Raw genomic sequence first — 19,801 nt, forward strand, 5'->3', positions numbered from 1 at the left:
CCATTATTTTACTCCCAGGCTTTTAGCGGCAATTTCATAGACATCTGGTGACAGTTCCGGCGTCGCCAGCACCCGCTCCAACGCATGGCGCATCCCTTCTTGACGCACCGGGTCGTAATGACGCCAGCGGGTGAACGCTCCCATCAGCCGCGCCGCGATTTGCGGGTTGAAAGTGTTCAAGGTCAATGCCTGGTCAGTTAGAAAAGTATAGCCGCTGCTATCAGCAGCGTGAAAATGAATGGGGTTCGCCTGACAGAAAGCGCCAATTAGCGCCCGCACCTTGTTGGGATTGCGCAAGTTAAAGGCCTCGTGCGCCATAAGCTGCTGAACCCGGTCCAATGTGCCGGGCTGGCGGGAGGTCGCCTGTAGAGTCAGCCATTTGTCGACGACCAGGGGTTCATTGCGCCAACGGTTGTAGAACACGGCCAGCGCATCATGCCGTTCGGGTCCGGCGCTGTTGACCAGCGGCGTTAATGCTCCAAGCTGATCGGTCATGTTGCGGGCGGTGTGGAATTGTTCGAGGCAGCGGGTCCGTAACTCAGGCTCCTCCAGCTGCATCAAATAATCCAGGCAGATGTTCTTCAGCGCCCGCTGACCCATAGCGGCGGCGTCAATGCGATAGCCTTCCTGCTCGCGGGCATGCAGGGTTTCGTAGGCCGTCAGCAATGGGTCGCGCAAGCGTTCCGCGAGGGCGCGCTGGACAAAGCGCCGGGCCATGTGAATGCCATCCACATCCACCACCGTCATCTGCTCCGCCAGCCAGGTTTCGCCAGGTAAGCTTAAAACCTGGGCTAACAGCGCCGGATCCGCCCCGGAATTTAGCGCGTGACCAAAAGTGGCGCTGAAAGATTCCGGTAGCCTCTTGGCCTGTCCCTGTTGGCGATCCTCGACCAGCGCCAGAATGAGACGAGTTGCCAGGGTCTGGCTAGCATCCCAGCGGTTGAAATCATCGCTGTCATACGCCAGTCGGAAGCGCAGGTCATCGTCGCTTTCGGCGCTGTTCATTTTCACCGGCGCGGAAAAGCCCCGCAGCAGCGAGGGAACTGGTCGCGCGGGAATATTGATGAAATGAAAGACGTGTTCCATTTCACGCAGTTCCAACACCCGGTTCATTCCCTGCGGCTCCTGCTCCCCAGCGAGTTGTAAGGGCAGGTCGCGCCCATCTGCGTCCAACAAACCCATCGCTAACGGGATGTGAAACGGTTCCTTATGCGCTTGGTCGGAAGTGGGCGGACAGGACTGCCGAATGGTCAATGTATAACGACGGGCATCGGGATCGTAGGCGTCGCTTACCATCAGTTCTGGCGTACCGGACTGACTGTACCAGCGCTTGAACTGGGTGAAATCAGCGCCATTCGCATCGGCGATGGCGGCGGCAAAATCGTCACAGGTCACCGCCTGCCCGTCGTGGCGCTGGAAGTAGAGGTTCATGCCACGCCGGAAACCTTCCCGGCCCAGCAAGGTTTGCATCATGCGGATGACCTCGGCGCCTTTGTTGTAGACGGTGACGGTATAAAAATTGTTGATCTCGATATAGGAATCCGGTCGCACCGGATGCGCCATTGGCCCGACGTCCTGCGGGAACTGACTGCTGCGCAGGATGCGGACATCCTCAATGCGCTTGACCCCGTGCGAACCAAGATCGCTGGAAAATTCCTGATCGCGGAATACGGTTAACCCTTCCTTGAGGCTGAGCTGGAACCAGTCGCGGCAGGTGACCCGGTTGCCGGTCCAGTTGTGAAAGTATTCGTGACCGATCACGCCCAGGATGCCTTGATAGTCGGCGTCGGTCGCGGTTTCCGGCTTGGCCAGCACATATTTGGTGTTGAAAATGTTAAGCCCCTTGTTTTCCATGGCCCCCATATTGAAATCGCCCACCGCTACAATCATGTAGAGATCGAGGTCATATTCCAGGCCGAAGCGCTCCTCGTCCCAGGCCATCGCCTGCTTGAGGGAATACATGGCGTGTTCGCACTGGTCGATGTTTTCCGGCTCCACATAAATATGTAGCGCAATCTGGCGTCCCGAACGGGTGGTAAACTGATCTTCGACCGCTGCCAGATGTCCCGCGACCAAGGCGAATAAATAACAGGGCTTGGGAAAGGGATCATGCCAGGTCGCCCAGTGGCGACCGTCGGTCAGTTCGCCATGATCAACAAGATTACCGTTCGACAGCAATACCGGGCAGCGGCTTTGGTCTGCAACGATTGTGGTGGTAAAAACGGCCATGACATCCGGGCGATCAAGAAAATAGGTGATGCGGCGAAAACCCTCGGCTTCGCATTGGGTGCAAAAATTGCCGCTGGATTGGTAGAGACCCTCCAACGCCGCGTTGTCCTGAGGGCGAATGCGGGTCACGGCTGTCAATTCAAACTCGGCGGGCGGATCCAGCAGCGTCAAAGAATCAGCGTCGAGTTGGTAACGGTTGGCGTCGACTGGCAATCCGTTGAGTTCCAGCGCCATCAATTCCAGGTGTTGACCGTTCAGCGCCAGGGGCGCGCCGGCGGGCGCACCCTCAGCGCGGATAATATGCAATTGGGAACGCACGATAGTGAAGTCTTCGCCCAGTTCAAACCGCAAGGCAATTTCTGGAATGCGGTAGCAGGGTGGGGCGTAATCCTTGAGATAGGTAGTCTTGGGAATTTGGTTTGACATGAGGTTGCTTTTGCATTGGAGAAAAGGACATGAAATGCTTGGAGGACAGACTGTCAGATTTGTTCGGGATTTGATTCAATCAGGGCGGTTCTGATCCAACTTGCTGCACTCGTTAAATAGAGCCAAGTTCACGATTGATCAAATTCATTACAAAACAGATAAAATTCACTGAATACCGCTAGGAGATGAATGCATGATTCCAAGGCCGATTTACGAAGTTCTGCCGTATGCTTACATGCTGGTCGGGGCATTCGCGATCATCAGTATCGATATCATTGTCGCCAAGGTCTGTGGACTTATTCTTATAATTCTTGGAGGGTTTATCTATCAAACCAGAAGGCGCTATCGCCACCGAAAAATGCGACTTGAGGATATGAAAGGCGCCAAGGCCCGCGCTAAAAAGACATTCGGCGGCGGCAGGCAGGATACCTTGAAATCCCAGCAGGATTTCCAGAAAGGCGAGGACTGCTTCGAACAGGGCGATTATTCGGAGGCGGTGAAGTGGTACCTGAAAGCTGCTGAGCAGGGTAATAGCTCAGCTCAGGTCAATTTGGGCGCGATGCACGCCGAGGGCTGGGGAACGCCTCGGGATTTCCAGGAAGCGCTGTTCTGGTATCGCGCAGCGGCCCAGCAGGGAGACGCCGTCGCTTTTTTTAATCTGGGGGTCATGTATGTCGAGGGCCAGGGTGTGCCGCGCGATCTTCAGGAAGCGCTTAAATGTTATCGGAAAGCAGCGGATCAAGGCAATGCGCTGGCCCAATTCAACCTGGGAATGATGTACGAACAGGATGACGATGCGCTGTCTCTTCAGGAAGCTGTTAGCTGGTATCGAAAAGCGTCTGAACAGGACTACGCGCCGGCGCAGGTTAACCTGGCGGTGATGTATGTCGAAGGGCGAGGCGTCCCGCAGGATATGTTGGAAGCGTTAAAGTGGTATCAAAAGGCTGCTGCGCAGGATTATGCGCCGGCTCAGTTCAATCTCGGGGTCATGTATTTTCAAGGCCAGGAAGGCATACCCAAGGATCTGGGCATGGCCTATGTCTGGTTTTACCGGTCAGCAGATCAAGGGGATGAGGATGCCCGGATCATGCGGGACAAGGTCGCAAGTCGTTTAACATCCGAGCAAAGAACCCATGCCCAGGAACTTTTGCAAGTGCTAGTTGAATAATACTGTTTCTTAACGGAAATTGAGCGGTTGTAAGCGATATGATCATGAGACTGAATCAGCGTCAACGACTACCCCTGGCATTCAATTTTCACCACGAAATCGCGCGCTTCGGTGGCAATCTCGGCTGTACCGCGGGCAGAACGGGGCGCGCGGCTCTGGCAATCCACACCCACGGCGTCCAGGAAGCTGCGCGCTAGGGCTGCCTTGATGGCAAAGTTGACATTTTGCGGAATGTCGCCGGTCATTTCGTGGACGCGCACGGCGTTCAGTTTGGAGCTGACCACGCCAACAACCGCGCCGTCGCCATCCAGCACCGGGCCGCCGCTGTTGCCGGATTGAATCGGCGCGGTAAATTGCAACGAGCGGGTATCGTCGCCGGGGCCAATCAGCGAACTGACGTTACCGGTAGTCACCTGGGGGCCGGAACCGAGTAAACCGCCAAGCGGATAGCCCACGACAATCACCGCTTCACCGAGTTGCGCCTGTCGTCCTTCGCGGAAGACCGCCACGCCTGGCCATGTCGTATCCGCCCGCAACAGCGCCAGGTCGTTGGTGGGATCAGCGAACACCGGCTCCAACCGACAGCGTTGACGAGGGGAGCGGGCCAGGATTTCTCTTGCGCCTTCAATGACATGGTGATTGGTTAAAATATAGCCCTCGGGATGAATGCAAAACCCCGTGCCGCTGAACGCGGTGAGACCGATGGGTTGACCCGAGCCATGCCGTGGTCCGGATCCGGCAATCGGTTGTGCGCCCGGCGCCGGTTGGGGGACCCGTAGCCCGAAATGCGCCGCCAGCGCCGGCAGTCCGGCGACAAATCCCTGCCCTACCGCTCGAAATTTCCATTGACCCTGGTGACGATACAGCTCCGCCATGATCATTGCGGTTTCGCCGCGACGGGCCGGCGGCAGCGGGAACAGCAACAACGGCTTGTCGGCTGCATCGGTCAGCCAGGCCCGAATCGCAGTGAAGACGCCAAAGGTCACGCCCGGCGGCATGCCCGGCTTGATCGCCAACACGATAGCGATGCGGGCGACAGCAGACGGCAACGCATCCAGTTCGATACGAAACGCGGGGGGATAACCAGCAAATGTCACTGAACCATCGGGAGAATCGGGTTGTTCGGCGCTGACCAAATCAGATAGGTCGCGCGCCTGCCCATCGACGCCCAGCAACACTGCGCCAGTCTGGGTTTGAGCCTCGAAATCCTCGCGCGGCTCGCCGCTGACGCCGACCACGACCCGACCGCTACCAATCGGTTGATTCTGTCCTGCTTGCAGTTCACGCATGACGCCCCCTCACGCCTAACCCGTCGCCTGTGCGTCCCCCTCAGCCTCGTTCTTCAAAGGGAGGAAGGTAAACGCCTATGTAATAGGCAGTAAATCAGAAAAATCATGAATAGCTGGAAATCCGTCCGGTGTCCGGGGCGGATCGACAGAATCTGGCCGCAGCACCGATACCAAGCGTCTGACGCCATAATCCCGCGCCGTGCGCAGAATCGATAAATTATCGTCCACCAACAACGTCGTCGCCGGATCGAAAGGCTCAATTTCCCGCAGCCGCGGCCAAAATTCCGGTTGTTCTTTGACCAACCCAAGGTCATGGGCGCAAATCATGGCGTCAAAATGTCCGGTCAATCGGGTCTTCTCCATCTTCAGCGCCAGGCTGTGCTGATGCGCATTGGTGACCAAGAGAATCCGCTTGCCGGCAGCGCGCAAGGCCATGAGAAATTCTACAACATGGGGATGGACCGCAATCAGGCCCTCGATTTCACGTTTCAGCGCCATAATGTCCAGCGCCAGTTCCCGCGTCCAGTAATCCAGGCAATACCACTCCAGTGTCCCCTCAATCGCCCGGGTGCGCGTCTTGATCTCGACGCGCGCCTGATCCAGTGACAAACCATGACGTTCGGCGTAGCGTTTCGGAATTAATTCCCGCCAGAAATGATTGTCGAAATGCAAATCCAGCAAAGTGCCGTCCATATCCAGCAGCACCGTGTCAATCTCTGGCCATGGCAACCGCAGGTCATGAGTCATGGAAAAACTCCGCCGACAAGCGGCTTGGGGTGAATTTTGTGTAGAATTAGTGCGTGAATGCAGATGGTTGATACGCACTCCACATCATTATAACGACCCACGAGGTTTTTCATGTCATGAACGACGTCCCTCCTATCGAATTGTCCGCCCTGGCGGAGCCGGTTCAGGCCATCGCCCGGGAGGCGGGACGCCGCATTTTGGACGTGTACGCCGGTTCCTTCAGTATTATCGAAAAAGCCGATCAAAGCCCGGTCACCGAGGCGGATCTCGCCGCTCATAACTGCATCCTGCGTGGCCTGATTCGCCTGACCCCTCAGATTCCGATCCTGTCCGAGGAAGCCTCCGAAATCGGTTTCGCGGAACGCAGCCAATGGGAATGGCTGTGGTTGGTGGACCCCCTCGATGGCACTCGCGAATTTATTCGACGCAGCGATCAGTTCTCCGTGAACATTGCGCTGATTCACCAACATGAGGCTGTGTTCGGACTGGTTCTCTCGCCTGTCGACGGCGTCTGTTACTACGCCTGGCGCGGCGGCGGCGCCTGGAAGAAACCCCGCAGCGGCAAACCCGCCTGGCGTATCCAGGTCGCCCAGAGCAGCCATCAGCCTCCCCGGGTGACTAGCAGTGAAGCTTCTTACCGGAGTCGCCGCTTGCAGGATTATCTGAAACAACTGGGCGACTATCGACATCTGTTCATGGGTAGCGCGCTGAAATCGTGCCTGATTGCTGAAGGGAAAGCAGATCTTTATCCGCGCTTCGGGCCAACCGGCGAATGGGATACGGCTGCTGCGCAAATCATTATCGAGGAAGGCGGAGGTCAGATGACCGATATGCAACTGCGGCCGCTGCGCTATAACGCCCGGCCTGTGCTGATTAACCCCGATTTCTTTGCATTCGGCGACACCGGACGCGATTGGTCCCGCTATCTATCGCAACGCCAATCCCGTGCGGTTAGTAATTAGTGATTTGTCAAAAGCAAACCAGACTTTATTGAGTTCCGCTATGCCCTACGAACGTTATCGCCTTGATCTGGAAAGGGAAGGATTCCAGCATGATCCTGCCCAGGAACGAGCTATTCTGCACTTGCAGAAAATCTACGATCAATTGATGGCTCAACCGGAGCCAGCGCCCATTAAGAAGACCGGCGGCCTGTTGAGCCGGTTAACTGGTCGCGATAAACCTGCCGCCGTCAGTAGCAGCCCTGCGATTCGCGGACTCTACATGTGGGGCGGCGTCGGTCGCGGCAAGACCTATCTGGTGGACACTTTCGTCGATGCGTTGCCTCTGGAGCACAAGCAGCGCATTCACTTTCACAGTTTCATGCGTGCGGTTCACGGTGAACTTAAACAGCTTAAACAGCAACAGGAACCCTTGCGCATTGTCGCTCAGCGCTTTGCCGAAAAAGCGCGCGTCATCTGTCTGGATGAGTTCTTTGTTTCCGACATTACCGACGCCATGTTGCTGTACGGTTTGCTGAAAGAGTTGTTTGCCCGTGGCGTGACGTTAATTACGACTTCCAACATCCCGCCTGATGATTTATACAAGGATGGCTTGCAACGAGCGCGCTTTCTACCAGCGATTGATTTAATCAAGCAACATCTGGATATTTTAAATGTGGATGGCGGCACCGATTATCGGTTGCGCTATCTGGAAAAGGCCGAGATTTATCATTATCCGTTGGATGACCGGGCCGAGCAGATTTTGCATGAAATATTCAGCAACATTGCGCCTGAGCCGGGGCATCGCGGCGGCGATTTGGAAATTGAAGGCCGTTTTATTCCCACCCTGCGCGAGGCAGACGATATCGTCTGGTTCAACTTCCGGGCGATTTGCGATGGGCCGCGCGGCACGAACGACTACATCGAAATCGCTCGCTGTTTTCATACGGTGCTGATTTCCAATATCCCGGTCATGGATTGGCAAATGGAGAATCAGGCGCGGCGTTTCGTGAATCTGGTCGATGAATTTTACGACCGGAGCGTAAAACTGATCATCTCTGCCGCCGCGCCGCCCCACGAACTTTATACCGGCCAAAAACTGAAATTCGAGTTCCAGCGCACGGTGAGCCGCTTGCAAGAAATGCAGTCGCATGAATATCTGGAACGGCCGCATGTGCCGTAGATTCTGCGATTCCGCTACTCGTTGTGCGTCCGCTCAAGGCGCATCCCAATAATGCCGGTTCCTGCTTCGCTCGCGTTCCGGCACTAACGGTTGACCCGGCTCCAGGCGAAAGGTCAGCGCGCCTTCCCAGGAGGAATCGAGCAAGGCCGCGCCGGTAGCCTGGTATCGAGCCACGGTATCGGCGCGCGGGTAGCCGTAGCGGTTGTGGTAGCCGGTTGCAAACAGGATGTAGCGTGGGTGAATCGCATCCAGAAAGATCGGCGTGGATAGATTACGGCGACCCTGATGCGGGGCGACCAGCACCTCAGCGGTTAACCCGTTCCCATAGGTTTTCGCCAGCGCGATTTCCGCACGGGTTTCGATATCGCCGGGCAGCAGCACTCGACCTGTGATCCCCTCGACTTTGAGAACGCAGGAGGCATTATCATCGCTGAAACCCTGCGGGGGCGGATGCAGCACCTGAAAGCGCACTCCATCCCATTCCCAAACCTGGCCGGCCCGGCACGGTTCCGCGCCGTCAATGGGCATTTGCTCAGGCACCGAGGTCAGAATGCGCTCTACTGGCAACAACTCTCGCAGTGAGCGCACTCCGCTCATATGCTGGCTATCGGCGTGGCTGACGATCAGCGTATCGACCCGCTCCGCGCCCTGCCAACGCAGGAAAGGCGCCAGTACTGCGCGTCCAGCGTCCAACGTGAAACCGAGCCGCCGGCCCGTATCGTAGACCAGGATATGATTCCGGGTGCGCACTACGGCGGACAGACCCTCGCCAACATCCAGCAAGGTGAACCAGAATCCGCCGGAGGCCGGTAACAAAATCGGCGGCCACAGCAACGGCAAACATAGAGGGATGCCCAGCCAGCGCCCCGGTAGGCCGCGAGGCGCCAGGAGCCAGGCCACACCGATCAGGGCCAGCGCCAACGTCCAAACTGGCGGTGTCGGACGGTGCAACACCAGATCGGGCCATTGATCCAACCCGCGGAGAATGTGCCATAACCCTTCCATGGTCATAGCCGCTAAATTCAGGATCAGCGACTGCAAGGCCGTGCTCACCGGCGTCAGCAGCGCCGCCAGCAGACTTAGGGGCAGCACGGTCAAACCCACCCAGGGAATGGCGATCAGGTTGGCAACCGGCGCTATCAACGGGAACTGTTGAAAGAACAAGAGCGTTGGCGGCAACAGTCCCAAGGTGATATTCAGTTGCAGGCGGACCGTTTGACCAAACGCATGGCGTTCATGCCAACGACCGCTGACACTGTAGAGAATCACCGCCACGGCTCCGAAGGACAGCCAGAATCCTACCCCCATGGGTGCGCCAGGATCGACGATCAACACCACCAGCAACGCCAGCGCCAGAATGCGTCCCGCCGCCACCGGACGCAAGGCGATCAACGCGAGCATGGCCACAGCCACCATGAGAAAGGAACGCTGGGCAGGCACCGCCAATCCGGACAACAGGGTATAACCACCGGCCCCGAACAGCGCGCCCAGCGCCGCCGCGCGAGTGGCCGGCCAGCACAGCGCCCAGGCGGGGACTCGACTCCATAGGTTCCAGACCAGCACAAACGCCAGGCTGGCGATCAAACCGACATGCGTCCCGGAGATCGCCATCAGGTGACTCGTGCCCGTGCGCCGGAAAGTTTCCCATTGCCAGGGACTGATGCCGCCTCGTTCACCCACCGCCAAAGCAGTCAAAATACCAGTATATGGATTGCCGGGTAACGCCTGTTGAAAACGGTCGGCGATCAATTGGCGATAACGGTTCACCGGATAACGCTCGGCTTCGGCCAACCGGCGCGGCGACGGGTGGGGGCGAATCGAACCGGTGGCGATGATACCCTGAGCGTATAACCAGCGTTCGTAATCGAAGCCGCCGGGATTGCGCAGTCCCCAGGGTTTTTTGAGTCGCACGGTGAATTGCCAGCGATCACCGACTCGCAAGGCCGGATCGGCGGCGGAGTCGGCTTCTACATCATCAGCTTCGCCATTATCCCACCAGGACAGACGCAATCGATGACTCGCCAGGAGCATCGAAGATTGCTCGTTGCCGTCAATCGAAGCAACCTCGAATACGAAGCGGATACTGCGACCTTCATGCTCCGGGATCGTCGCGATCCAGCCCTCGACCGGAAGTTCCATACCTTCCAGTTCATTAGGTAACATGGCAACCGAAGGGGCTAGTAACAAGGCCCATAGAAATCCTGCCAGGCTCCAAACCGGCAATCGCAACCAGGGGACGCGCCATACAATAAGCGCGACGCCGGGCAACGCCAGCGCCCAGCGTCGATCAGGCAATTCCGGGAACGCTTCCAGGAGCAGAATGCCAATCAAAAAAGCGATGGCGCCCAGGCGCATGGAGTATTAAATACCCAGTTGATTTCCAAAAAGAACCTTATGTGGTAAAGGGCGCTGTTCCATATTCATAATGAAGAATGCGGTTTCGCTGGTCATCAAAAGCGCCAGCACGATTCCGCTGAAAACATGATCTATAATTCTACTATGGCAGCTTTTAACGCTGCCGTTTTGATTTTGGAGAACAGCTTGCGAACGGTGCGCCCCAGGAAAGCGTGCCTTCCGCAAGCCGGTTTGCAATCATTTAGAAGGGCCGGTCATCCGGCTTTGCAGCGAAATCCCTATAATGAAAACACGCCATTTTCTCAGCCTGTTTGATTTAACTCCGACTGAATTGCGACAGATCCTGCAGCGCGCCAATGAATTTAAGATGCTGCGCCAGCGTGGGGAATATTCCGCGCCGTTTCCAGGCAAAGTGTTGGGTATGATTTTTGAGAAAGCCTCCACGCGCACACGGGTCTCCTTCGAGGCGGGCATGGCGCAGCTGGGCGGCAACGCGATTTTCCTGTCGCCGCGCGATACCCAGCTGGGCCGGGGTGAACCGATTGAGGACACCGCCAGGGTCGTGTCCAGCATGGTAGACCTGGTAATGATCCGTACCTTTGCCCATGCAAGCATCGAACGTTTCGCTGAATATTCCACCGCACCAGTGATCAATGGGTTAACCGACCACAACCATCCCTGTCAGTTGTTGGCGGATCTGCAAACTTTCATTGAACATCACGGCGAAATTCAGGGTCGAACCGTGGCCTGGATTGGCGATGGTAATAATATGTGCAACAGCTATCTAAGCGCCGCTTGTCAATGTGATTTCCAGTTGCGCATCGCAGTACCCCTAGGTTATGAACCGGATGCCGAGTTGTTAAAACGCGCGGCGGGTCGAGTGGTTCTGTTGCGCGACCCGCTGGCCGCTGCCCGGAATGCGGACCTGGTGACCACCGACGTATGGTCCAGCATGGGTAAGGAAGAGCAGCAAGAGCGGCGGATTCGTGATTTTTCGCCCTATCAAGTGACGTCTGAAATCATGGCCCAGGCTAAGCCTGACGCCCTTTTTCTGCATTGCCTGCCCGCCCATCGCGGCGAGGAAGTCAGCGCTGAGGTCATCGACGGACCACAAAGCCGGGTCTGGGATCAGGCGGAGAATCGCCTGCACGCGCAAAAGGCGCTCATGGAATTTTTGTTGCTTGCAAAATGAACCGACTTTGAACGCTCATTTATGAAAGAGTATGCGCTGATCCTGATCGGCACGATCCTGGTCAATAATTTTGTGCTGGTGAAATTTCTGGGGCTATGTCCCTTCATGGGCGTATCCCGCAAGCTGGAAACCGCCCTGGGCATGGGGCTAGCGACGACTTTCGTGCTGACCCTGTCATCCATTTGCGCCTATCTCACTGACGAGTATCTGCTGGCGCCGTTAGGACTCGAATATCTGCGGACCATCGCTTTCATTCTGGTCATTGCCGTGGTCGTCCAGTTCACCGAGATGGTCGTGCATAAAACCAGTCCGCTGCTGTATCAGGTGCTGGGAATTTATCTGCCGCTGATCACCACGAACTGTGCGGTGCTGGGCGTCGCCCTGCTGAATGTCCAAACCCGGCATGGCTTTGTTGAATCGGGCTTGTACGGCTTCGGCGCAGCAGTGGGTTTTTCGCTGGTGATGGTGCTGTTCGCGGCCATGCGCGAGCGCATCGTGACCGCGGATGTGCCGATCCCGTTTCGAGGTGCGGCCATCACCCTGGTAACCGCTGGATTGATGTCGCTGGCGTTCATGGGCTTTGCCGGTTTGGTGAGAGGCTAAGGAAGAATGATTGCCGCAATTATCGTGTTAAGTGCGCTGGCCGGCGTTTCCGGCCTGCTGCTGGGCTTTGCCGCCGTCCGTTTCAGGGTGGAAGGCGATCCGATTGTTGACAAGATCGACGCCATTCTTCCGCAAACTCAATGTGGGCAATGTGGCTATCCAGGGTGCCGGCCTTACGCCGAAGCCATCGCCGCCGGGGAAGCCGACATCAATCAATGTCCGCCGGGTGGTGAAAACGGCGTTGCCGCTTTGGCTGACCTGTTAGGCCGCGATCCCAAGCCGCTGAGCGCCGAGCATGGGGTTGCGAAACCGAAAATGCTGGCGGTGATCGACGAGCAGAACTGCATCGGTTGCACCTTATGCATCCAAGCCTGTCCGGTGGACGCCATTCTCGGCGCGGCCAAGCACATGCATACGGTGATCGCCAGCGAATGTACCGGTTGCGAGTTGTGTCTGGCGCCCTGTCCGGTGGACTGTATCGACATGGTCCCGGTCGCGCAGACCATTGCCACCTGGAAATGGACTTATCCCGACGTGACTGTTAAAGCCGCTGCATGAGCCGCTTGTACCCCTTCCACGGTGGGTTGAAAACCGTTCGCCATAAAACCGAATCCAATCAACAGCCGATCCAGCGTGCTGCGTTGCCGCGCCGACTGACCGTGCCGCTACGCCAACACATCGGCGCGATGGCCAAACCTCTGGTTGAATCCGGCAAGCACGTTCTAAAGGGCCAGATGATTGGCCAAGCTGACGGGTACATCAGCGCCGCGGTCCATGCACCCACATCCGGTGTAGTCACTGCGGTGGAGACCCGGCCTGTGCCGCATCCTTCCGGCTTGCCCGACCTGTGCGTGGTGATCGACAGCGATGGCGAAGAACGCTGGATCGAGCGCCAACCGGTGGATTATCGGACTTTACATCCCAGTGAATTGCGCAATGTCTTGCGTAACGCGGGCATCGTCGGTCTGGGCGGGGCGGCGTTTCCCAGTGCGGTCAAGCTCAATCTCGGCGGTCACTGCGAGCATCTGGAGACCTTGATCCTGAACGGCGCAGAATGTGAACCATGGATCACCTGCGATGATCGGCTGATGTGCGAACAGGCGGCGGGCATCGTCGCTGGATTGCATGTCATGGCTCACCTGCTGGCGCCGCGCGAGGTGTTGATCGGCATTGAAGATGACAAGCCGGAAGCGATTGCTGCTATGACCGAGGCATGCGTCGGAACCGGTTATGAAGTCCGGCCCGTACCCACCCGCTATCCCAGCGGCAGCGTCAAACAACTGGTCAAGCTGCTGACGGGTAAAGAAACGCCCGTCGAGGGCTTGCCGGTCGATGTCGGCGTACAGTGCTTCAATGTCGCTACGGCCTACACGGTGCATCGCACGGTCGATCATGGCGAACCGGTCATTTCCCGAGTGGTGACGGTAACCGGCCATGTCAGTCAGCCGGGCAATTTTCAGACGTTACTCGGTACGCCATTCGCTGAACTGGTTGAACAAGCGGGCGGTTATCGGGAAGGCGTGGAGCGGCTGATTATGGGCGGACCGATGATGGGTTTTGCCCTGCATAGCGACGAAGTTCCGCTGACCAAGGCGGCCAACTGCATTCTGGCGGCCAGCGCCGAGGAATTGACTCCGACGCAACCGGTCATGCCCTGCATCCGATGCGGCGCCTGCGTGGATGTTTGTCCCGCCGATCTGTTGCCTCAGCAACTCTACTGGCACGCCCGGGCCAAGGAGTTCGATAAGGCGCAGGATTATCACTTATTCAGTTGCATCGAATGCGGTTGTTGCAGCGTGGTCTGCCCCAGCCATATTCCGCTGGTGCAATATTACCGCTACGCCAAAAATGAAATCTGGGCGCAGGAGAAGGAAAAGCAGAAGGCTGAGTTGGCCCGGCAGCGCCATCAGGCGCGACTGGAGCGGCTAGAGCGTGAAAAGCAGGAGCGTGAGGCCAAGTTGCGGCAAAAAGCCCCGGCCAAGGCCGTCAAAACGGAGAGTGAACAGGGTGGTAAACTGGATATCGAAACCGCGGTCGCGCGGGCCAAGCTACGTCCCGACTCTTCTACTCCCACTGCCACCAGCAAGCAGGACGCTTGAACACCATGCGTTTTAAGATTGTTACTTCTCCGCATATTTCCCAGAATGTCAGCGTCGGCCAAGTCATGCGCCGGGTTTTGTACGCCATGATTCCCGGCATTGCTGCGCTGACTTGGTTCTTCGGGTGGGGCATCCTCATTAACCTAATCATTGCGACTGCCGTTGCACTGCTGGCGGAGACAGTGATGCTCACGGTGCGCGGTCGACCGCTGGCGCTCCATCTCAGCGACTTCAGCGCCGTGGTTACCGCCTGGTTGCTAGCCGTAGCGCTGCCGCCGCTGGCGCCGTGGTGGCTGACGGCTCTGGGCATTGTGTCAGCCATCATAGTCGCCAAACATCTGTATGGGGGGCTGGGTTATAACCCATTCAATCCAGCGATGATCGGTTACGTGGTGCTGCTGATCTCCTTTCCGCGCGAAATGAGTACCTGGCTGATTCCACATGGTCTGGATCAGCCGCATGCCCTGACTTTTCTGGAAACGCTGCAAGCGATTCTCAGCAACGAATGGCCAGCGCGTTTTACCCTGGACGCCCTGACCGGCGCGACCCCGCTTGATGCGCTGCGCACCCAGATCGGATTGGGGTTGACGGTGACCGAAATTCGCAACAGTCCAGTGTTTGGCATCGTCGCCGGTCAAGGTTGGGAATGGGCGGCGCTGGGCTTTCTGGCGGGCGGTTTATGGCTGATTTATACCCGGACCGCCGATTGGCGAATTCCAGTAGGGATGCTGGGCGGGCTGGCGGTGATCGCCACGGTCTTCTATCTGGTTGACTCACAGCGTTACGCGCCACCGTGGTTTCATCTCTGGAGCGGCGCGGCGATTTTCGGCGCTTTCTTTATCGCCACCGATCCAGTGACCGCCAGCACGACCCCGCGCGGTCGGCTGATCTACGGGATGGGCATTGGTATTCTGGTGTACATCATTCGCGGCTTTGGCGGATACCCCGATGGCGTAGCGTTCTCAGTGCTGCTGATGAACATCGCTGCGCCGACGATTGATCTCTACACCCAACCCCGGGTGTTCGGAGCGCGACGCGGATGAAGAAAGTCGCACGCAGCATGGGCATTGCCGCCTTGATCCTGACCGGGTTCGCCATGGTCGGTACGGGATTGGTGGCCGTGACCTACAGTGGAACCAGGGATATCATTGCCGAGGCGCAACGGGCGGCGCTGGAGGCCCGCCTTAATCAATTGGCGCCGGCGGATCGTTATGATAACCGGGTGACCGAGGATCGGATTGAAGTGATTGCCCCGGAGTGGTTGGGCACCGATCAGCCGGTCACCGTTTATCGGGCGCGCAAGGCGGGTCAACCGGTCGCACTGTTCGCAACGCCCACCGCGCCAGATGGGTATGCCGGCCCTATTCAACTGCTGATCGGCGTCTATGTGGATGGGACACTGGCCGGGGTGCGGGTGCTGGAGCACAAGGAAACGCCTGGTTTGGGAGATGGCGTTGAAGAACGGCGTTCACCGTGGATTTTAGCGTTTACCGGGAAATCGCTGGCAAATCCTTCCTCGGCGCAATGGAAGGTGAAACGGGACGGCGGCGCGTTTGATCAACTCACGGGGGCGACCATTACGCCCCGAGCAGTGGTTAAGGCAGTCCACAAATTTCTGGAGTATGTTCGGGATCATCAGCAAGAACTGTTTGCGCCGGCGGCGAAAGAGTAAGCGCTGAGACAGTCTATTAAAACGCTTCGCCATTACCGGCAAATGACCAGGGACGCTCCACGGTCGCCAGCGCAAAGGTCTGGCCTTTCACAACCCCATTCAGGAATCAACCTGTTTCGCCCACCACATCAACACCGGGAGGAGGAGTGAATTTCAGCAGACCCGGATCGAGGACCGGGTTGCGCTCCAGATGCTGAAAATCCAGCTGGGTGCGCTGGCCGAAATGATCCTCCAATTCCAAACTGACCAGCAGATCGCCCTTGAACGCCACTCGCAACAATCGGAATTCCGACTGTGGCTGGCGCGGCGTCAGTTCATACCAGCTCACGCCATTCTGCTGGCGAACCGGACCCACAGTAAAGGTCTCCTCAATCGGCGCCGCGCCGCTGAGCAACGCCAGGGGGGTTGAACTCAGCGCCGTGTCCAATTGACGAACGGTGACCTGCGCCAGATCAACATCATAGGCCCACAACCGCTTGCCGTCAGCAACGATGATCTGTTCCGCCGGCGTCTGATAATCCCAACGGAACCTGCCGGGCTTTTGCATCAACATTTGGCCGCTGGACGTCTGCACAATCCGGGACTGTTCATCGAACACCCGCTGGATAAAATCCGCCCGTAGCGACTGCAAGTCCTGGAAATAGGATTGCACCGGCGACTGAGGCGCAGACTGGACCGATAGGGTCAGGCTCCCTCCCAGAACCAGCGCGAGCAACATGCGCGCCCATCTATAAATCAGGTTATGCTTCCGAAGCATCAGGTAACTCCAAGTTAGATCAACCGCCGTGGCCTTCCCTTTCATCGTTCCCGCCGCCGTTCTCACCTTATCCCTGCGGCTCCGCCAACACATCATCAAGGTAATCTGGCGCGCCGGTCTGACGCAGATACTCCACGACCCGATTGACTTCGTGATCATCAACAAACGCCCCATGCACCCGTTGCGGCAATCCGGTTCCAGGAGGCAGATATAGCATGTCGCCATGCCCCAGTAATTGTTCCGCGCCCATCTGGTCGAGAATGGTGCGCGAATCCACCCGCGATGAGACCTGGAAAGCGATCCGGGTAGGAATATTGGCCTTGATCAGACCGGTAATCACATCCACCGATGGCCGCTGGGTCGCCAGAATCAGATGAATCCCGGCAGCTCGCGCCTTCTGCGCCAGACGGGCAATCAGTTCCTCTACCTTCTTGCCGACGATCATCATCATGTCGGCCAGTTCATCGATCACCACCACGATGAACGGCAACGGTTGCAACACCGCAATCTCGCCTGGGATTTCGGCGTTATCTGGGTTCCAGAACGGATCGGCCAATCCTTCTCCAGCATCCAACGCATCCAGCACCTTGCGATTAAACCCGGCGATATTACGCACCTTCAGCGCCGCCATCAGCCGGTAACGCCGCTCCATCTCGGCCACACACCAGCGCAGGGCGTTCACCGCTTCCTTCATGTCGGTCACCACCGGCGTCAGCAGATGCGGGATGTCCTCGTACATGGACAACTCCAGCGCCTTCGGGTCCACCAAAATCAGCCGCACATCGCGCGGCGGGGATTTGTAAAGCAAACTCAACAGCATGGTGTTGAGCGCTACTGACTTGCCGGAACCGGTTGTTCCGGCGACCAACAAATGCGGCATCTTGTTCAAGTTCGCCACCACCGGATTACCGCCAATATCCTTACCCAACACCAGAGTCAGCGGCGCGGTGGACTGGGCATAGGCCAACGACTCCAACGTCTCGCGCAGATGGACAATCTCCCGCTTGCGATTGGGGATTTCCAGGCCAATGACCGACTTGCCGGGAATGATCTCCACCACGCGGACGCTGGTCACCGACAAACCGCGCGCCAAATCCTTAACCAGATTGCTAATCTGATTGACCTTGATGCCTGGGGCCGGTTCGATTTCAAAGCGGGTAATGACCGGCCCCGGCTCCACGGCAACCACCTGGGCCGCAATGCCGAAGCTTTTGAGCAGGCTTTCCAGCCGGCGCGACATTTCATCGAGCAAATCGCTCCCATAGCCGGTCGTGCGCAGCAGCGGCGAGTCAAGCAACTCCAGCGGCGGCAGGACAACAGGTATGGACGGGCGTGGCGGCGCTACGCGACGGGCCGCAGTGGTCACGGGCGCGACCGTCCGGGATTGAGTCAGGGAGACTGGTTCGGCGGGAGTCACTGGCGTAGCCGGCACATCAGCAACCGCTTCCTTGCTCCGGGTCCGAGAAGCCGGTTGCGGGGGCGGAATAATCTCATCCTGCTCTTCACAGGAAGCGGTTAGAGGGAGAGGGGAAGCGTTGGTGGAGGATGAATGAGTAGACAGCACCGGTACCAGGGTTAAGTCGGATATTGATCGGTCAACTGTGGTCTCCTTGGACGGTTGAACCACCGCCTGTGGTTCCAGTAGTTCTACTGATGCGGAGGGCAGATTAAATATAGGCTCAATCCGCACCGAATGCCGACCTTCTCCAGCTATCGACCCGCACTCAGCACTTGCAACCGGAGATTGCAAGGCGGCGGGCTTGATGGTCAGTTCCTGGGCGTCATTGGCGTCGACAGGAGGCACTGCAACTGCTGCGTCCAGCAAATCCCCGGTATCGGTTTCCAGGCAGCGCTTACGCTGCCAGGCTCGCGACTTTTCGGCAACAGCATCTACCCACCCCATCAAGGTCTCACGTGATTGCTCCATCCATCGCGCCGCCAGCGAGCGTTCTGTCCGCTGCACGGCAGTCTCGGTGACCGATTCCGCAACGGGATTCGGGGAATTCATAGTTTCCCCGGAGTCCAGTTCGTCATCCTCCCGATCTGAATTGACCGCACGCTGACGGCGCGCTCCAGACGCCGAACCCATCATCCAGCGCAGCGGCGTCAGCGCCAACCAGCCAGCCATATCCAATACCCAGAGCGTCGCCTGGCCGATCCAATCCATCATCGTCACCCAGGGAACGCCAGTCATCAGTGTTAGGCTCGCCAGCAGCAGGGCAACCATGAACAAATTACCGCCAGCAAAACCAAACGCCCCGGTCAGAAACTGGCCGACATGCATCCCCACCAGTCCACCTGCGGAGCCATCACCCGGCATGGCGCCCGGCACAACCCGCAGATGCAATGCCGCTAGTCCACAGGCAGTAGCCAGCGCGACGGCAAATCCCAGAACCCGATACAACACAATTTCCGCATCCAGTTCCAGCAACGCCCCACGCTTGAATAAGCGCCAACCGGCGAACACCAGACCCAGCGGTAATAGATAAGCTGGATAGCCAAACATATACAGAGTAACGTCCGCAAACCAGGCGCCGACTATCCCACCGAGGTTATGCAGCTGGACAACCTCGACGGTATGGGTCCAGGCCGGGTCCGCCGGGTTGAATGTCGTTAATGCGACGATCATCGCCAGTGCGACTACAGCGAACAGCCAGAAACTGATTTCACGGAGTGCACTGTTGAAGAAACGGAAAATACCAACACGAATGACGGATGGTTCTTTTTTAATACGATATGCCTGCGCCAAAATTGCAGTCCTTACTATCTGAATATCGTTGGCATGACCCCAACGACAAAGCCCCGCATGGAGCGGGGCTTTGACTGGGATTAGATTGGTGGAAATTGTTATTTTGCAGCCGCGAATTTTTTAACCATCGTAGCTTGTGGACCCTTGGGTCCGACCTTAACGTCGAACTCAACTTTTTGGTTTTCCGCTAAAGTTCGGAATCCCTTGCCCTCGATTACTGAGTAATGAACGAACACATCACTGCTGCCATCTTCCGGGGCGATAAAACCGAAACCCTTTGCTTCGTCAAACCACTTCACAGTACCAATGCGCATTATGAACACAACCTCAAAAAAAATTTTTCCTTTGTGCCGAGCCGCTTTATCCAGCGAATACTAACAGAAGCGTTCGCCAG

Annotated in this window: 16 protein-coding genes; 9 read left to right on the plus strand and 7 right to left on the minus strand. The window is 57.5% G+C overall.

Going from position 1 to position 19,801, the window contains the following annotated elements; all coding sequences use genetic code 11:
- Positions 1-3: 3 nt before the first annotated feature.
- Entirely contained in the window at positions 4-2,655 is a 2,652-nt protein-coding gene (gene pepN / locus H6973_09185) for an aminopeptidase N (protein ID MCP5125785.1), read from the minus strand.
- Between the two features lie 193 nt (positions 2,656-2,848).
- On the opposite strand from pepN, the gene H6973_09190 reads away from it, so the two are divergent.
- Positions 2,849-3,823, plus strand: coding sequence for a sel1 repeat family protein (locus H6973_09190; GenBank protein ID MCP5125786.1), 975 nt, complete (start codon positions 2,849-2,851; stop codon positions 3,821-3,823).
- A 68-nt stretch (positions 3,824-3,891) separates the two neighbouring features.
- Here the strand turns inward: H6973_09190 and H6973_09195 are convergent, their stop codons facing one another.
- Both H6973_09195 and yrfG read right to left on the minus strand, forming a co-directional pair.
- Positions 3,892-5,112, minus strand: a complete 1,221-nt coding sequence (locus tag H6973_09195) for a trypsin-like peptidase domain-containing protein (protein ID MCP5125787.1) — start codon at positions 5,110-5,112, stop codon at positions 3,892-3,894.
- Positions 5,113-5,187: 75 nt separating this feature from the next.
- Positions 5,188-5,859, minus strand: a complete 672-nt coding sequence (gene yrfG, locus H6973_09200; GenBank protein ID MCP5125788.1) for a GMP/IMP nucleotidase — start codon at positions 5,857-5,859, stop codon at positions 5,188-5,190.
- Between the two features lie 116 nt (positions 5,860-5,975).
- On the opposite strand from yrfG, the gene cysQ reads away from it, so the two are divergent.
- Positions 5,976-6,821: a 3'(2'),5'-bisphosphate nucleotidase CysQ gene (gene cysQ / locus H6973_09205; GenBank protein MCP5125789.1), complete on the plus strand. Its 846-nt coding sequence runs from the start codon at positions 5,976-5,978 to the stop codon at positions 6,819-6,821.
- A gap of 40 nt (positions 6,822-6,861) precedes the next feature.
- Complete coding sequence (locus H6973_09210) at positions 6,862-7,980, plus strand: cell division protein ZapE (GenBank protein ID MCP5125790.1); 1,119 nt, start codon at positions 6,862-6,864, stop codon at positions 7,978-7,980.
- 33 nt (positions 7,981-8,013) lie between these two features.
- On the opposite strand, the gene H6973_09215 is transcribed toward H6973_09210, so the two are convergent.
- Positions 8,014-10,335 (minus strand): DNA internalization-related competence protein ComEC/Rec2, encoded by a 2,322-nt coding sequence (locus tag H6973_09215; GenBank protein ID MCP5125791.1) that lies wholly within the window; start codon positions 10,333-10,335, stop codon positions 8,014-8,016.
- 283 nt (positions 10,336-10,618) lie between these two features.
- On the opposite strand from H6973_09215, the gene argF reads away from it, so the two are divergent.
- Genes argF through rsxG form a run of 6 tightly spaced genes read left to right on the plus strand, consistent with a single transcriptional unit; the run spans position 10,619 to position 15,901 of the window.
- On the plus strand, positions 10,619-11,527 hold the full coding sequence (argF, locus tag H6973_09220) for an ornithine carbamoyltransferase (protein MCP5125792.1): 909 nt from the start codon (positions 10,619-10,621) through the stop codon (positions 11,525-11,527).
- A gap of 21 nt (positions 11,528-11,548) precedes the next feature.
- Positions 11,549-12,130, plus strand: coding sequence for an electron transport complex subunit RsxA (gene rsxA, locus H6973_09225; GenBank protein ID MCP5125793.1), 582 nt, complete (start codon positions 11,549-11,551; stop codon positions 12,128-12,130).
- 6 nt (positions 12,131-12,136) lie between these two features.
- Complete coding sequence (gene rsxB, locus H6973_09230) at positions 12,137-12,688, plus strand: electron transport complex subunit RsxB (GenBank protein MCP5125794.1); 552 nt, start codon at positions 12,137-12,139, stop codon at positions 12,686-12,688.
- Positions 12,685-14,229 (plus strand): electron transport complex subunit RsxC, encoded by a 1,545-nt coding sequence (rsxC, locus tag H6973_09235; protein ID MCP5125795.1) that lies wholly within the window; start codon positions 12,685-12,687, stop codon positions 14,227-14,229. Before rsxB ends, rsxC begins: the two co-directional genes overlap by 4 nt.
- 5 nt (positions 14,230-14,234) lie before the next feature.
- The gene (rsxD, locus tag H6973_09240) at positions 14,235-15,272 is read left to right on the plus strand and encodes an electron transport complex subunit RsxD (protein ID MCP5125796.1); all 1,038 of its coding nucleotides are present in this window, start codon (positions 14,235-14,237) and stop codon (positions 15,270-15,272) included.
- 17 nt (positions 15,273-15,289) lie between these two features.
- The gene (gene rsxG, locus H6973_09245) at positions 15,290-15,901 is read left to right on the plus strand and encodes an electron transport complex subunit RsxG (protein ID MCP5125797.1); all 612 of its coding nucleotides are present in this window, start codon (positions 15,290-15,292) and stop codon (positions 15,899-15,901) included.
- A gap of 106 nt (positions 15,902-16,007) precedes the next feature.
- On the opposite strand, the gene lolA is transcribed toward rsxG, so the two are convergent.
- From lolA to H6973_09260, 3 genes are all read right to left on the minus strand, one after another.
- Positions 16,008-16,703, minus strand: a complete 696-nt coding sequence (lolA, locus tag H6973_09250) for an outer membrane lipoprotein chaperone LolA (protein MCP5125798.1) — start codon at positions 16,701-16,703, stop codon at positions 16,008-16,010.
- Positions 16,704-16,725: 22 nt separating this feature from the next.
- Positions 16,726-18,885, minus strand: coding sequence for a hypothetical protein (locus tag H6973_09255; GenBank protein MCP5125799.1), 2,160 nt, complete (start codon positions 18,883-18,885; stop codon positions 16,726-16,728).
- A gap of 620 nt (positions 18,886-19,505) precedes the next feature.
- On the minus strand, positions 19,506-19,721 hold the full coding sequence (locus H6973_09260; protein MCP5125800.1) for a cold-shock protein: 216 nt from the start codon (positions 19,719-19,721) through the stop codon (positions 19,506-19,508).
- Positions 19,722-19,801: the final 80 nt, after the last annotated feature.

It is taken from the genome of Gammaproteobacteria bacterium (genome assembly GCA_024235095.1).
GTDB lineage: Bacteria > Pseudomonadota > Gammaproteobacteria > Competibacterales > Competibacteraceae > UBA2383.